The sequence below is a fragment of the Marixanthomonas spongiae genome, assembly GCF_003095375.1.
GTDB classification, from domain to species: Bacteria; Bacteroidota; Bacteroidia; order Flavobacteriales; family Flavobacteriaceae; genus Marixanthomonas; species Marixanthomonas spongiae.
This window is the reverse complement of the sequence record NZ_QEHR01000003.1, coordinates 208,082-223,319: the sequence shown is the minus strand read 5'-3', so window position 1 is coordinate 223,319 and position 15,238 is coordinate 208,082. Positions and strand designations below refer to the sequence as shown.

14 protein-coding genes are annotated in these 15,238 nt (G+C 40.6%); all 14 read left to right on the top strand.

What is annotated here, in order from left to right; all coding sequences use genetic code 11:
- Positions 1-150 precede the first annotated feature (150 nt).
- Positions 151-2,604, top strand: a complete 2,454-nt coding sequence (locus DDV96_RS05705; RefSeq protein ID WP_116693793.1) for an SLBB domain-containing protein — start codon at positions 151-153, stop codon at positions 2,602-2,604.
- Position 2,605: 1 nt separating this feature from the next.
- The gene (locus DDV96_RS05700; protein ID WP_116693792.1) at positions 2,606-3,706 is read left to right on the top strand and encodes a hypothetical protein; all 1,101 of its coding nucleotides are present in this window, start codon (positions 2,606-2,608) and stop codon (positions 3,704-3,706) included.
- A 37-nt stretch (positions 3,707-3,743) separates the two neighbouring features.
- Positions 3,744-4,535 carry a 3'(2'),5'-bisphosphate nucleotidase CysQ gene (gene cysQ, locus DDV96_RS05695; protein WP_116693791.1) on the top strand — a complete coding sequence of 264 codons (792 nt, stop codon included), beginning with the start codon at positions 3,744-3,746 and terminating at the stop codon, positions 4,533-4,535.
- A 7-nt stretch (positions 4,536-4,542) separates the two neighbouring features.
- Positions 4,543-4,998: a DUF2061 domain-containing protein gene (locus tag DDV96_RS05690; protein WP_116693790.1), complete on the top strand. Its 456-nt coding sequence runs from the start codon at positions 4,543-4,545 to the stop codon at positions 4,996-4,998.
- 2 nt (positions 4,999-5,000) lie between these two features.
- Entirely contained in the window at positions 5,001-5,594 is a 594-nt protein-coding gene (gene cysC, locus DDV96_RS05685; protein ID WP_116693789.1) for an adenylyl-sulfate kinase, read from the top strand.
- A gap of 4 nt (positions 5,595-5,598) precedes the next feature.
- Positions 5,599-6,504, top strand: a complete 906-nt coding sequence (cysD, locus tag DDV96_RS05680) for a sulfate adenylyltransferase subunit CysD (protein WP_116693788.1) — start codon at positions 5,599-5,601, stop codon at positions 6,502-6,504.
- Positions 6,505-6,632: 128 nt separating this feature from the next.
- Positions 6,633-7,889 (top strand): sulfate adenylyltransferase subunit CysN, encoded by a 1,257-nt coding sequence (gene cysN / locus DDV96_RS05675; RefSeq protein ID WP_116693787.1) that lies wholly within the window; start codon positions 6,633-6,635, stop codon positions 7,887-7,889.
- A gap of 30 nt (positions 7,890-7,919) precedes the next feature.
- Entirely contained in the window at positions 7,920-8,678 is a 759-nt protein-coding gene (locus DDV96_RS05670) for a hypothetical protein (protein ID WP_116693786.1), read from the top strand.
- Complete coding sequence (locus DDV96_RS05665; protein ID WP_116693785.1) at positions 8,665-9,312, top strand: hypothetical protein; 648 nt, start codon at positions 8,665-8,667, stop codon at positions 9,310-9,312. The genes DDV96_RS05670 and DDV96_RS05665 overlap by 14 nt, the downstream gene beginning before the upstream one ends.
- Positions 9,312-10,016 carry a sulfotransferase family 2 domain-containing protein gene (locus tag DDV96_RS05660; protein WP_116693784.1) on the top strand — a complete coding sequence of 235 codons (705 nt, stop codon included), beginning with the start codon at positions 9,312-9,314 and terminating at the stop codon, positions 10,014-10,016. The genes DDV96_RS05665 and DDV96_RS05660 overlap by 1 nt, the downstream gene beginning before the upstream one ends.
- Positions 10,017-10,146: 130 nt before the next feature.
- A complete protein-coding gene (locus DDV96_RS05655) occupies positions 10,147-11,661 on the top strand; it encodes a lipopolysaccharide biosynthesis protein (RefSeq protein WP_116693783.1) in 1,515 nt (504 codons plus the stop codon).
- Positions 11,651-12,661, top strand: a complete 1,011-nt coding sequence (locus DDV96_RS05650; protein WP_165805971.1) for a glycosyltransferase — start codon at positions 11,651-11,653, stop codon at positions 12,659-12,661. Before DDV96_RS05655 ends, DDV96_RS05650 begins: the two co-directional genes overlap by 11 nt.
- Positions 12,662-12,695: 34 nt before the next feature.
- On the top strand, positions 12,696-13,781 hold the full coding sequence (locus tag DDV96_RS05645; RefSeq protein ID WP_116693781.1) for a glycosyltransferase: 1,086 nt from the start codon (positions 12,696-12,698) through the stop codon (positions 13,779-13,781).
- Between the two features lie 294 nt (positions 13,782-14,075).
- Positions 14,076-15,209 carry a DegT/DnrJ/EryC1/StrS family aminotransferase gene (locus DDV96_RS05640; protein WP_116693780.1) on the top strand — a complete coding sequence of 378 codons (1,134 nt, stop codon included), beginning with the start codon at positions 14,076-14,078 and terminating at the stop codon, positions 15,207-15,209.
- Positions 15,210-15,238: the final 29 nt, after the last annotated feature.

The window sequence follows — 15,238 nt, the reverse complement described above, 5'->3', positions numbered from 1 at the left end:
GGGGTGTTTAGTCTTTTTTTAACGTCTATTTATATGGTGTTGGCCCTATTCTATTTAAAGGAATAAAAACAATAATCTCTATAAAGAATTGTTATATTTGCGCGTTCAATAAAAGCAGCACTAATTTTCTTCTATACAATTCAATTTAAAATGAATGAAACCCTAAAGCAAACCATTTCATTGATTTTATTGGTGTTGTGTTTGGTTTCCAGTCCTGTAATGGCTCAAACAGTCAATTTGTCCTCAATTCTAAAAACCGATGTGGACAATCTTACCGATGAACAAATTCAGGCCTACTGGCAACGAGCTAAAGCGCAGGGCTACACCATGGCGCAGTTAAAGGCCATTGCCGTGACAAAGGGCGTCGCGCCCTCCAAAATAGCCAAACTGGAACGCCGCTTAAACGAAATGGGGACTTCGGCATCTTCATTGGAAGGAAAACAAATAGATAGCTCCTTGAATATTGAAAAGGGGAATACCATTGGCTTTTCCGGTACCGAGATTACCGATGGTGTAGCGAAAGACCCGCTTTTCGGGTACGATTTTTTCAATAACCAGAACATTTCCTTTGCCCCTAACATGAACCTTGCTACCCCAGCCAATTATGAACTGGGACCTGGCGACGAGCTGGTCATCAATCTTTGGGGCGCTGCGGAAAACACCTATAACGTAGAAGTGGATAGGGAAGGAGCGGTGCGCATCTCCAACATTGGTCCGGTTTACGTCAGTGGGCTTACTATGAAAGAGGCATCAGCTAAATTAAAAAGCAAGCTAAAACGCATTTATTCGGGCATCAATGCTTCAAGCAATAGCCCGTATAAAGTGTTTTTAAGCATTTCGTTGGTCAATGTGAGGACTGTTCAAGTCAATATTATCGGCGAGGTGAAAGTACCGGGAACATACTCCTTAAGTGCTTTATCAACAGTTTTAAACGCCTTGTATGCCTCGGGCGGCCCAACTAAACAAGGGACGTTCCGGAAAATAAAATTGGTACGGAATGGCGATGAGGTAACCTATTTTGATGTGTACGACTATTTGATAAACGGCTCTCAAGAAGGAAACAAAACCTTACAAGATCAAGACGTGCTGATTATTTCGCCATATATTTCAAGGGTGACAATAAATGGAGGCATTAAACGAGCGGGTGTTTATGAGCTCGAAGCGGGAGAGACCCTTACTGATCTGCTGCGTTTTACCGGCGGATTTACGTCCAATGCTTATAAAGGTCGCGTGGGGCTGGAACGTATTGAAGGCGACCGCAAAATGGTCAAGGAGATTTTGGTGAACCAAGAATCTGAAACGCCACTACAGGATGGTGATGTGTTAACGGTAAATACAATAATCGATAAATTTGAAAACAGGATAAGCATTGAAGGGGCTGTTTACCGTCCTGGAAATTACGAGTTTACCCCGGGGCTAACCGTGAAGGAATTGATAGCAAAAGCTGCAGGCGTTACTGAAAGCGCATTTTTGAAAAGAGGCTTGCTTTTTAGTACCGAAGATGGTGTAACAGAGACCGTAACCCCTTTTTCAGTTTCTGAGGTTTTAAAAGGAAATAAAACCATCGTCTTAAAACCCGATGATAAAGTTCGGGTGTTCAATAAATACGATCTGTCTGAAAACTATACCTTAACCATAGACGGCGCGGTAAATGCGCCCGTTACCATTCCTTTTGTGGAAAACATGACCGTAGAGGACTTAGTGCTGCTGGGCGGCGGCTTTAGCGATGGTGCCAATGTTAACAAAATTGACATTTACAGGCGCGTTGACGACGACTCCTATGAAACATTGAGCAAAAACTTTAAGGTTTCGGCTAACGGGAAACTTACCTTAGAGGATGGTTCCAACTTTAAATTACAGCCCAACGACCGGGTTTCGGTACGGTATTTAAAAGGCTTTGCGGAACAAATACGGGTTTCGGTTTCGGGCGAGGCCAATTACCCCGGAAATTATACCATTGAAAAAAAGAATGAAAGAATTTCCGACCTGTTACAAGAGGCAGGGGGTGTCACCCAGTATGCCTTTGTGGAGGGTGCAACGCTGATACGGAAAAACCCCTTCTATAAAGAAGAACTACAACAAGATACTTTCGAGGGGTTGATAGAAAAAGAAGAGGTAACCGGAAAAAATGATAGTATAGAAACAGAAGATAGAATCCTTAAAAATCGAAAAGAGTTTAGGGTGGGGATCGACCTTCAAAAAATTATCGAAGATACGAGCTCTAAACATAATTTGGTACTTAAAAACGGGGATAAGTTGGTCATTCCTTCTACCAAAGAGACCGTAAAGGTGGAAGGGGAAGTGTTGGTACCTTCATTGGTTCGGTATGAAAAGGGTATGACATTAAAAGATTACATCAGTAAATCGGGTGGATTTTCTTCAGATGCCAAAAAAGGAAAAACGTATGTGGTATATTCTAATGGCGACATTGCATCGACCAAACATTTTTTGTTTTTCCGAAGCTTTCCAAAGTTAGAGCCTGGGGCTGCCATCTTGGTGCCCGCCAAGCCCACAAATAAAAATAAATTATCTGCACAGGAAGTGATAGGGATAAGTACCGGCCTTACCACGCTGGGACTGTTAATTGATAGATTGTTGCAATAGTATGGAAAAGGAAACCAAAGCGGAGCATTCGATATTTGATTTGGACACTTTTGAACTATTAAAGGTTTTAAACAAATCGAAAAAAACCCTCCTTGCTTTTATAGCTGTATTTTTCACCCTGGGTGTTATAGTAATTCTTTTGTCTATAACCCAATACACTTCCAACTCCATTTTTCTGGCGCAGTTTTCAACTGAAAAAAAAGTGGGTAAACGTATTAGTAAAATAGCTACCATGATGGGGGTTAACGTAGGAGGGGACGAAAGCAATAACATTCTCCCCATGCATTATCCTCTAATTGTGGAAAGCACCCCTTTTAAAAAAGAGCTGTTAAAAACAAAAATCCCGGTAAAAGGTAGGGACAGTAGTGTTTCAGTTGCGTATTATGTAAATCATTTAAGAAAAACAAGTGCCTTAAGCACGGTTAAGTCATATACATTAGGATTACCAAGCAAAATCGTTGGACTGTTTGATCGTGAAGAAAAAACACCTTTTATATCAGAAACTGACACGAACTATCATTTTCTCACCGCTAAAGAAAAAGGGGCATTAGGGTATTTGTATTCAAAATTCTCAGTAAATGTCAACGATGTTGATGGCTATATAGAAATTTCCACCACCTTTCCGGAAGCGAAAGCCGCTGCCAAGCTTACAAGTAATATTCAAAATTTATTACAAGATTTCATCATTGAATACAATATCAAAAAAGCAAGGCAGGAATTGGAGTATATCAATGAGCGTTTTAAAGAAGCTGAAAATGATTATTTTAATAAAAGAACCGCGTTATCAAATTTTAAGGATAGAAATATCAATGTGGTAAGTAATGTGGCCCTAAACAGGTTAGAACAATTGCAAACCGAATATAGCTTGTCGTCTAACATTTATTCTCAACTGGCGGGAGAGTTGGAGACAGCAAAACTGAATGTAAAAAAAGATACGCCGGTATTCACGATAATTAAACCAGCAACCGTGCCCCTTGAACCCGCATCACCTCAAAAACTGTTGCTGCTCTTGCAATTTGTTTCAGTGGGGCTTTTGGTAGGGGTTTTTTATATTTTTTTCAACCATTTTTATCCGGAAATCAAAAAGAAAATGATGAATTAACGTGTTCTAAACGCAATATAAATCTAAGTACCCTACTTTGAATTTACTACATACTGCCATACAAGCTTCCTTAAAGGCCGGAAAAGAAATCATGGAGGTTTATGCCTCCAATTTTGAGGTGGAAACCAAAGCCGACGATTCGCCATTGACCGTTGCAGATAAACGCGCCAATGCGCTTATACTTTCCTATTTAAAAGAAACCAACATTCCCATTATAAGTGAAGAAACCAAGCAAACCGATTTTTCACAGCGCCGGCAATGGCAACAATGTTGGATCGTGGATCCGTTGGACGGCACCAAGGAATTCATAAAACGCAATGGGGAGTTTACCGTAAACATCGCTTTGATTGAAAATGGGCAACCCATACTGGGCGTTATTTACGTACCCGATTGTAAAACGCTCTATTTTGCGGAAGTAAACACACAAAAAGCCTTCAAAGCACAACTAGAAAGCCATGATGCCACCTTGGATGAAATTTTTGATCGTGTTTCGGAAATAGCTCCAAAAAAAGACAGTAACAAAGCCAGGGTCGTTGGCAGCCGTTCCCACTTAAACGAGCAAACACAAAAGTACATCGACACCCTTTCAGAAAAAGAGGAAGTGGAAATCGTTTCAAAAGGGAGTTCCCTTAAATTTTGCTTAGTAGCCGAAGGGAAGGCCGACCGCTATCCGCGATTTGCCCCCACGATGGAATGGGATACCGCCGCCGGACACGCCATCTGCAATGCGGTAGGCGTAACCGTAATGGCACTCCCAGAAAACAAACCCTTGCAATACAATAAAGAAAACCTGTTGAATCCTTGGTTTTTGGTGTCTAATCAAAACTAAAAACCCGATGGCCACCTATAAAAAAGAATCGCATTACCGTAGCATTTTAAAAGGTGTTTCTTGGCGGTGCATCGCCACGGCCGATACGTTTTTGGTGGTCTTGGTTATTACCTGTCTTAACGGAACCTGCAGCATAGACAGCGCTATAAAAATCGGTTTCTTGGAATTTTTCGTAAAATTGGCTGTTTATTACCTCCATGAACGGATTTGGCAAAAAATACTGTTCGGGAAAGAAGTAAAACCCAAACAAACCCTTTACAAAACAATTTCTTGGCGCATCCTCGCTACTACGGGTACTTTTATTATTTCGGGAGTGGTCTTGGAAAAGTTCGGTGAAATAGCACTTTACATCGCCTTGGCAGAATTGGTTTCCAAATTTATCCTATATTACCTGCACGAACGAATGTGGCTCCGGTTGCCCTTGGGCAGGGTGCGACATCTTTTTTCCACAAAAAAGAATTGATTATGCAAGAAAACATCATTCCGCACAATTTTGAGATAACAAATCAAGAACGTACCCAATTAAAAGGGCACAAGGCACTTCTGCTTTGGTTTACAGGGCTGTCGGGTTCGGGGAAATCCACTCTGGCTAATGCCGTGGAACAGGCGTTGTTCAACCAAAATATACATACCTATACTTTGGATGGCGATAACGTACGGAAAGGCCTTAATAGCGATTTGAGTTTTGCTCCTTCAGACCGTACCGAAAACATCCGTAGGATTGCCGAAACTGCACACTTGTTCATCGATGCAGGCATAGTGGTTTTGGCAGCCTTTGTTTCTCCCTACAAAAAGGATAGGGAAATGGTCAAAAAAACGGTCAAAGATGTTAACTTTGTTGAAATTTTCGTCAATACGCCCCTTGAGGAGTGTGAAAAAAGAGATGTAAAAGGATTGTATGCTAAAGCACGAAAAGGATTGATCAAAGATTTTACCGGAGTGAACGCACCGTATGAAGTGCCCGAAAATCCTGATGTGACCATAGACACAACCCAAACCCCAATAGCCGATGCTGTAAAAACCATACTGGAAACCATACAGCCTAAACTACAAGCTTAAACGCATGAGCAAATATTACCTAAATTACCTGGACGAACTGGAATCTGAAGCCATCTACATCCTTCGGGAAGTATGGGCACAATTTGAAAACCCGGTCATTCTTTTTTCCGGCGGAAAGGATTCCATTTTGGTCACGCATTTGGCAAAAAAAGCATTTTATCCTTCAAAAATCCCTTTTCCGTTACTGCACGTGGATACAGGGCATAATTTTCCCGAAACCATTCAGTTTCGCGACCACCTGGTAAAAAAACTCGAGGTGCAATTGCTTGTAGGGTCGGTTCAGAAATCTATTGACCAAGGTCGTGTAGCTGAAGAAAAAGGAAAAAATGCCACCAGAAACGCCCTACAAATCACCACCCTGCTCGATGCAATTGAAGAGAATAAAATAGATTGTGCCATTGGCGGTGGAAGACGGGACGAAGAAAAAGCCCGGGCCAAAGAACGGTTTTTCTCCCATCGGGACGACTTTGGACAATGGGACCCCAAAAACCAACGGCCGGAGCTTTGGAACATATTGAACGGAAAACACTTTGAAGGCGAGCATTTTAGGGCATTTCCCATAAGCAACTGGACCGAAATGGACGTTTGGAATTATATAAAAAGGGAAAACATTGAAATACCGTCCCTTTACTTTGCCCACGATAGGGAAGTGGTGTGGCGCAACGACTCTTGGATCCCTGTTTCAGAATACTTGAAATTGGAAGAAGGAGAAGCAGTTGTCACAAAGAAAATACGCTTCAGAACCTTGGGCGATATTACCATTACCGGCGGGATTGAATCTGATGCCGATACCTTGGAAAAAATAGCTTTGGAAGTTGCTTCCATGAAACAAACCGAACGAGGCAACCGAACCGATGACAAACGCAGTGAAACCGCAATGGAAGATAGAAAACGGCAGGGGTATTTTTAGGAGATGTGAGACTTGAGATGTGAGATTTTAGATGTGAGATAGGAGAATTCAGAACGTCTTCATTTGGGATTAAAATAGTATATGAAAGAGTTTTTGGTTCTGTAGAAATATAAAAGAACAGTAGCATAATGGAAATACACGAAAACCAATTATTGCGATTTACAACGGCAGGAAGTGTGGACGATGGCAAAAGTACCCTGATAGGAAGGTTACTATTTGACAGCAAAGCCATATTTGAAGACCAATTGCAAGCCGTGGAAACCACCAGTAAACGAAAAGGCCACGAAGGGGTGGACCTCGCCCTGTTTACCGATGGCCTAAGGGACGAGCGTGAGCAGGGCATTACCATAGATGTCGCTTACCGCTACTTTACCACCCCCAAACGAAAATTTATCATTGCCGATACCCCGGGCCATATTCAATACACCCGTAATATGGTCACAGGGGCTTCTACCGCCAACGCGGCCTTGATATTGATCGACGCCCGCCACGGGGTCATTGAACAAACCAAACGGCATGCATTTATTGCTTCCTTGCTTCAAATACCGCACGTGGTGGTGTGCATCAACAAAATGGATTTGGTCGATTTTTCTGAAAAAGTATACCACGACATCATCAATCAATTTGAAGAGTTTTCATCAAAGCTTTATGTAAAGGACATCCGCTTTTTGCCCATCAGTGCGTTGTTGGGCGATAACGTGGTGAACCGTTCCACCAATATGGATTGGTACCAAGGCGCGCCATTGTTGTACACCTTGGAAAATTTGCACATAAGCAGCGACATCAATAAAATCGATGCCCGTTTTCCGGTGCAAACAGTATTGAGGCCGCAAAGTCAGGATTTTTTAGACTATCGCGGCTACGCTGGAAAAGTGGCCAGCGGGATTTTTAGGCCAAATGACGAAATAGCAGTCTTGCCATCTGGGTTTACGTCAAAAATTAAATCCATCGATACGTTCGATGGGGAAGTAAAAGAAGCATTTGCCCCTATGTCCGTTACCTTGACCTTAGAAGACGACATCGATGTAAGCCGTGGCGATATGATCGTTAAGGTAAACAACCAACCCAAGGCCGAACAAGAGTTCAGCGCCATGATTTGCTGGCTCAATAACGAGCCGGCCAAACCTCGTGCCAAATACACGATTTTGCATACCTCCAATGAGCAAACGGCCATGATAAAAAGCGTGCTGTACAAAATAGACATCAACACCTACGGTCGGGACGAAGAAAACAAAGACCTGAATATGAACGATATTGCCCGGGTAACCATCCGCACTACCCGTAGGTTGATGATCGATGAATACCGTGATAACAGAACCACGGGCAGTTTCGTATTGATAGATCCCCTTACCAATGAAACCGTTGCCGCAGGGATGATTATGTAGCGAAAAAAACCAACGGCATAATAAGGTGCTATGAGAAAAATCTTGATTACTTCCATTGGAAGAACAGCTACCCTAAGTCTTTCTAAGTTTTTGAACACTTTTGAAAACGTGCAATGCTTTCATGAAAAGGAACGGCAAGATGTCCCCTTGTTTTTTTTGTCCCAAATTGATCAGTTTTCTAACCTTGTCAAAGGCTATTTTGAACACCGCAATACCACGGTAAATAATTTGAATTGCAGCACTTATATAGAGGTCAATCCGTACTTCAGGTTTGTCGATGAAACCTTGTTGAAATCCTTGGGATGGCGCAAAATAGGCGTCGTAAGGCATCCCAAAACCTATTTGGAAAGTGTGTTTGTTAGGAAGTTGTTTACGGAATCCGATGTCCTGTGCAGTCAGTTTCCAGATAATAGCGACGCTGTTTCTGCAACATGGCACACATTATCGCGGTTTCAGAAGTTGTGTTGGTATTATGGCGAGGTGCACGAATATTTCTTAAAATCAAACTTGCCCATCTATCGTTTTGAAGACTTGGTGGGTTCTTCAAGCCACTTAAAAAATTTTGTAAGCGATATGGGTCTTCCGGTTTCAGAAAAGGACACTTGGAAACTCCCAAAACATAATACCGCTTTGGAATTTGCGACTAAACAGAAAATAGCTTCCATTTTTAAGAAAGAACGCTCAGAAAGCCCTTCTTTGAACTGGAAGGCAATAACACCTTCTGAAATGGACTTCTACCAAGAATACTGTGTGAACCCCGCAAAAAAATTAGGCTATGCTATACAGTAGGTGGTGGGTTTACGAAACGGTTTATTTAAAAAAAATGGTCAGGCCCTATACCTTGAACCGCTATTTAAAGAACATAGCGCAACAAAAAAAACCGTTGTTCATCCACATCAACAAAACGGCGGGTTCTTCCATAGCGCAAGGGCTGGGCATTACAGAAGCCCATTATACAGTAAAGGAATATGAATACTTGTATTTTAAGAAATTTGGCAGCCAACTACCAGAACAAACAGCAATCTGGGCTTCCATTAGAAATCCGTATGACAGGGTGTGCTCCCAGTACTATTACAGACGCAAGCACAATCAAAACAACTTGCGATCCCAGCTTATTTCAATAGATGAATGGATACATAAAGCATATCTTGAAAAAGATCCTTTTTACAGGGACAGGGAACTTATGTTCATGCCCCAAACGCACTGGTTGAAGACCGATAATCAGTACCCTGTCAACTTCATCAGGTTTGAAAATTTAGAACAGGATTACAAAAAGTTGCAGTTACAGTACCATGCCGCGCCTTTACCTTGGAAGAAAAAATCGGAAACCGTTGATTATAGAACCGTGTTGTCCATCAGCAGTAAAGCGATCATAACCCAAGTGTTCCAAGAAGACTTGAACATTTTTAATTACGATTTTTAATGCTCATTCCCGAACATAAGGCCCTCTTTGTGCACATCCCAAAAACCGCAGGACAAAGTGTGGAAAATTTCATGTTGAAGCATTTGGGAAAAAATAGGGAGAAAGACGGTCCAGGGTATTTGTTGCGCTATAACCCGAATCCTGAAAAAGGTCCAAAACGCTTAGCACATTTAACTGCTAAGGAATATGTGAAATATGGGTATTTAAACCAAGAACAGTTTGAAACTTATTTTAAGTTCACCATCGTTAGGAACCCTTGGGAACGGATGCTCTCTTTTTACAAATTCCGTGGGTTTTCAAGTTTAATAGGGTTCAATACGTTCATTAACCGTTATTTGCCTGAATATTTCGAAAAAGAGCATGGATTCTTTAAACCGCAAACCGATTTTATTTTTAATACCCAAAATGAGCTATTGGTCGATTTTATGGGCCGGTTTGAACAGTTGAATGCCGATTTTTCCATCATTGCAGACCATTTGTCCATCCCATTCTCCCAGCTCCCAAAACACAATCGTTCTATTGAAAAGGGCATAGTTTCAAAAAAGAGTTTTCTGCTGCTACAAAAACACCCCAAAATACTGAAGCACCTCAATTTCAGTCCCCAAAAAACGCTTCCGTATCAACAAGCCTATACTGATGCCTCCCGCAAGCTCGTAAACCGTCTTTACGAACGGGATATTGATTTATTGGGTTATGTTTTTTAGGGCTGTTCTGTTAAAACTGCCCGTGAACCATCCTCTTTTGCAAAAGTCGATATATTTGCCTTCCGTGGTTTAAGATGTATTTTCAACGGAACAAACCGGAAAAATAACGGTAAAAACGCGATACTAAACAATGGCTAAAACGCTTTTCAAATCATTTGGGTACAAGGCAATGCATATTGCGGTGCTGAGCCTTTTTTCGCTGTTGTTGATCCCTATATTGTTGACCCATTGGGATTTGGAGCTTTACGGTACTTGGATTACCATCATTACCATTTTCAATTTAATACAGGTACTGGAATTTGGCCACGCCAGCTATGTGGGAAATCAGTTTAACCAACTGGTACATCAAGACACAGCTGCGGCCAAGATGGTTTTGGGTTCGGCGTGGCGGGCAAACGTCGTGATGGGTATTGTTCAATTAACGTTGGTAGTTCTTTTGTATATGAGTGGCGTACTGGCCTTTTTTTTGGATACACACATAAACACCGCGCACGTAGCCATCGTTTTGGGGATTTTGTTTTGCTACCGCATGGCCATAGGGTCGTTTAGGGGCATTGTTGTAAAAACATTGAACCCTTTTGGATTGATCTATAAGTCGTTCCAGTTTGCTGTAATCGAGAAAATAGTGGAATTTTTCATCTTGGTCTATGCTGCGGTGGCGAACCTATCGCTTATTCGCCTAGCCATGGTCTGGTTTTTGACGAAATCTTGCTATTCCTTTTTGGTCTTGTTTCAGTTGAAGCGGTTGCTCCCAGCGTATTTCCCGTGGTGGAAATCGGGAAGTTTTCAGTTAGGGATTATCAATATGAAACGATCCATCCCATTTGCCGTAAGCAATTTTCTGGACCGCTTGGGCAATGATGGCGTGGTGCTCCTGTTAAGTGCTTTTGTAGGCACGTCCTTTTTGCCGTTGTTTGTGGCCACGCGGACCTTGGTGAATTTTGGATTGAAAATTTCCGATTTATTGCGAACCCCATTGGCACCCGAATTAATCAACCTATATGCAAAGAACAAATTAAAAAAAATAACCGATGTGTTCAAACTCTATTGGTTCATTACCGGTGTGGCGCTTATGGGCGGATTTATCCTCTCCCTGTGGTTTATAGAATCATTATTCGAGTTTTGGACCCGCGGAAACCTCTCCTTCAACTTGGCTCTTTTTAATTTGTTGGTGGTGATACTCCTTTTTCAAAATTACGGCCGTATTATCACAGCCTTTTTTATGGGGATCAACAAAACAAACGTGGTGCTGTTGACTTCAGTAATGAGAACAATCCTGTTTTTTACCGTTGCTTTTTTGTTCAAGGGGTATGGATGGTACGGTATCGTGTTTGGAATGCTTTTTTCTGAACTGTTTGTGGTTTCGCTTTGGTTGCCCTACCATGCTTATGCTACCCTTTCTGTGGAGAAAGAACAAAAACCGGGCTTTATCTTGCCTCTTTTCGCCATTTTGAGCGTAGCAGGTGTTTTATATGTACATTACGCGCTCCCTACCTTTTGGGCCGAAATGCTGCTGTTGATTCCAATAGGAGCCCTGTTTTATTTACAATACAAACACATCGCGCCAAAAACAAGAAATATGGTTTTAAAAGATGTGGCCAAGTTGCTTACCTTTACTTCAAAACCCAAAGGCAATGCCCAATAAAAAAGTACTGTTGGTGTTCCGTAAGGCCCATAAAGGCAACTACAGTATAGAAAAAGTGTACCATGCTGTGTACCGTTGCTTAAAGGAAGACACAAAAAGTATATTGGAGTATAAAGAGCTCACGTTGCGCCGTACCTACGATTTTTTTCAGTTTATTAGGTGTTTTTTTGGTTCCTTGGTGTCCAAAACACATATTGTGCACATTACGGGCGGCTGTAATTATATGGTGATGGCCTTTCCGTTTAAAAAAAGGGTGCTCACCATTCATGACCTCTATCATTATCAGCAGTTAAAAGGATTAAAAGGGATTATCTATAATTTGTTTTTTTATCGGTTGCCCATACGTTTCAGCCATAAAATCGTGGCCGTTTCCAATGAAACCAAAAACCAGCTGCTGCGATATTTTAACCATGTCAACGATAAAATTACGGTCATTCACAATCCCTTGACGGTTCCTGAGAAAGAAATAAAAACAAGGGAACGGATTTTTTCAAAAGAACGTCCTGTGCAGGTGTTGCAAATAGGGAACAAGCCATTGAAAAACTACAGGCGGTTTATTGAGGCCACAAAAAGCTTGAACCTTCACTATCATTTTGTCCATTCCAAAACGGAGGCCATTCAGGCATTAATAGCCCAACACGACATTCACGAGCGATCTAACGTGTATTCCAATTTAGGCGAGGAACAACTATACGGGCTGTATCACAAGACTGATGTGCTTTATTTTGCCTCGGAAGCAGAAGGGTTTGGCCTCCCGGTCATTGAGGCGCAAGCGTTTGGAATTCCTGTAATTACTTCAAAATTAGCGCCTTTAAAAAACATTGGCACTGGCGCTTTATTTGTAAACCCATTGAATATCTCTGAAATAAAAAATGCTTTTGAAAACCTGTATGAACCGGGTTTCATAAAGAGGAAAATTGCTGAAGGTAAAGAAAATAGCCGTCGGTATATTTTGAAAAAAACTTCCAATAATTATTCTCATTTGTATAAAAACTTATAACTTATATTTGCAACATTCAAAATAAAAATCTTTAATGATTAGTATCATATTACCGTATCATAAAGTTGGTGTTGGTGCCGATGGGCCTTTACAATCAATTATTGGGGTTTGTGACTTCTTAAAGGATAACTATAAATATCAAATTATTACCCAGTGTAACGATTTTAAGAATACAGCTGTTGAAGATTCTATTGCAAAGCATAGAGTGGTGCTTATACCAAAGTTCAATACCAGAATACTATTGGCAATAATTAATAGCAGTGAAGTTATTTGGATAAACTCTATTTACAGCATCCCTTTCTCTTTGATACCGCTTATACTAACTTTATTTTCAAAAAAAAAAATCTTGCTAATTAGCACACGCGGTCAATTATTAGAAGGGTCATTAAATTTTAAAAAAGAACTTTATCTTCGATTATATAAGAGGTTGCTTAAAACATCCGGGAATTCAATTTATGTTCATTATTCATCCGAAGAAGAAAAACTTAAATCATATCCGATCTTTAAAAACTACCGTAGTCTATTGTTTAATAATTCGTTAAAAAATACATTCACAAAAGAGCCTGAACATCAACAAAAATCTTCACAATATGTTATTGGTTATCTCGGACGTGTTGCCCCAATTAAGAATATTGAATTTATAATCAGTATCATGCCGCAATTGCCTCATTATATGGTGTTCCATATTTATGGAATAGTCGTAAATAAAACCTATAAAAGAAAATTGGAAAAAATGATCCTTCAATTGGATTTAGAAAAACGAGTTGTTTTTAAAGGAGAATACGCATATAAAGAGCTTAAGGATATCTACACGCATATAGATATAGCTGTTGTTCCATCAAAATCTGAAAGTTTTTGCTATTCATTCTTTGAAGCTATTGAAAATAACACCCCGGTTCTTGGCAGTTCAGGTCTTCCATGGAAAACTGCCAATGGGTTTCAACCCCAAACAATACTTGCTTTAGATAAAGAAAAATGGATTAAACAAATTCTTCATATAGCTTCACGTTCATATGGTACCTTAGGAAGCAGACAACAGAATTTAGAATATTTTTATAAAAAAATTATAAAATCAGTTAAAAAAAACACTTTACGGTCTTTTGAAAATTTAACTTATTGAATTTCTTAAAATCAGCTGTGAAAAAATGTATCTTTTTGAGGCGTGGCGATGATTTTTTCAAATAGCATGCATTTTTTAATAAGATCATTTTGAAAATATATTATGCTATGCTACGGTTAACATTGATATAAAATATCATATATTTTAATCTATAATAAAGAGAGAGCTAAATTTAGATGGATATACTTCGAAAAAAATATGCTTAAAAATAAATAACCCCAGTATGGCAAACCATAACAAAAGAAAGTACGTAGTTTAACGTACGATAGCTTTTCAAGTGAAAAAATATAGAAAATGAAAGATAAAATCTGGCTCTCCTCGCCGCATATGGGAGGAACCGAACAAAGTTATATAGCCGAAGCTTTTGCCGAAAATTGGATTGCACCATTAGGCCCCAACGTTACCGGTTTTGAAAACGATCTTGAAGCCTATCTGGGGCATGATTCCCATGTAGCATGTGTGTCTTCGGGAACCGGTGCCATTCATTTGGCCTTGGACATAGCCGGAGTTAGCGCTGGAGATGAGGTGTTGTGCCAAACGTTTACTTTTTGTGGCACTTCAAACCCAATTACGTATCTGGGGGCAACCCCTGTATTTGTTGATAGTGAAGAAGAAACGTGGAATATGTCCCCTATCTATTTGGAAGAGGCCATACAAGCAGGAATAGAAAAAGGGAAAAAACCAAAAGCCGTGATAGCGGTTCATTTATACGGAATGCCCGCGAAAATAGACGAGATTGAAGCAATTTGTAAAAAATACGATGTTTTTTTAATTGAAGATGCGGCCGAGGCACTGGGGGCATCATATAAAGGCAGAAAATGCGGTACCTTTGGTGACCTTTCCATTTTATCTTTCAACGGAAACAAGATCATAACCACTTCTGGCGGTGGTGCCTTGGTATGCAGGGACAAACAAACCAAGGACGAAGCCATATTTCTGGCCACTCAAGCGCGAGACGATGCGCCGCATTACCAGCATTCGCGAATAGGTTACAACTATCGCATGAGCAATATCGCCGCGGGCATAGGTCGGGGACAAATGGAAGTATTGGATGCACACGTTGCGCTTAGAAGAAAGAACCATGCGTTTTACCAAGCATTGTTTCAAGACATCGACGGCGTAACGGTGTTCACAGAACCTAATGAACAAGTGTATAGCAACCACTGGCTCACCGCTATAACGTATGAAAAATCCGATAAAAAGCAAATAATTGAAAAATTAAACCTATTTTTGCAAAACCTTAACATAGAAAGCCGGCCGTTGTGGAAGCCTATGCACCTGCAGCCCGTTTATAAAGGAACAGCCTGTTTTGGTGATGGTACTGCTGAAAATTTATTTAAGAAAGGCCTCTGTTTGCCTTCAGGATCAAATTTGACAGATCTTGAGAAAGAACGGATTGAAAATGCCGTAAGAACGTATTTTAGTTAATGACTCCCCAATGTTTTAACTAGACATGA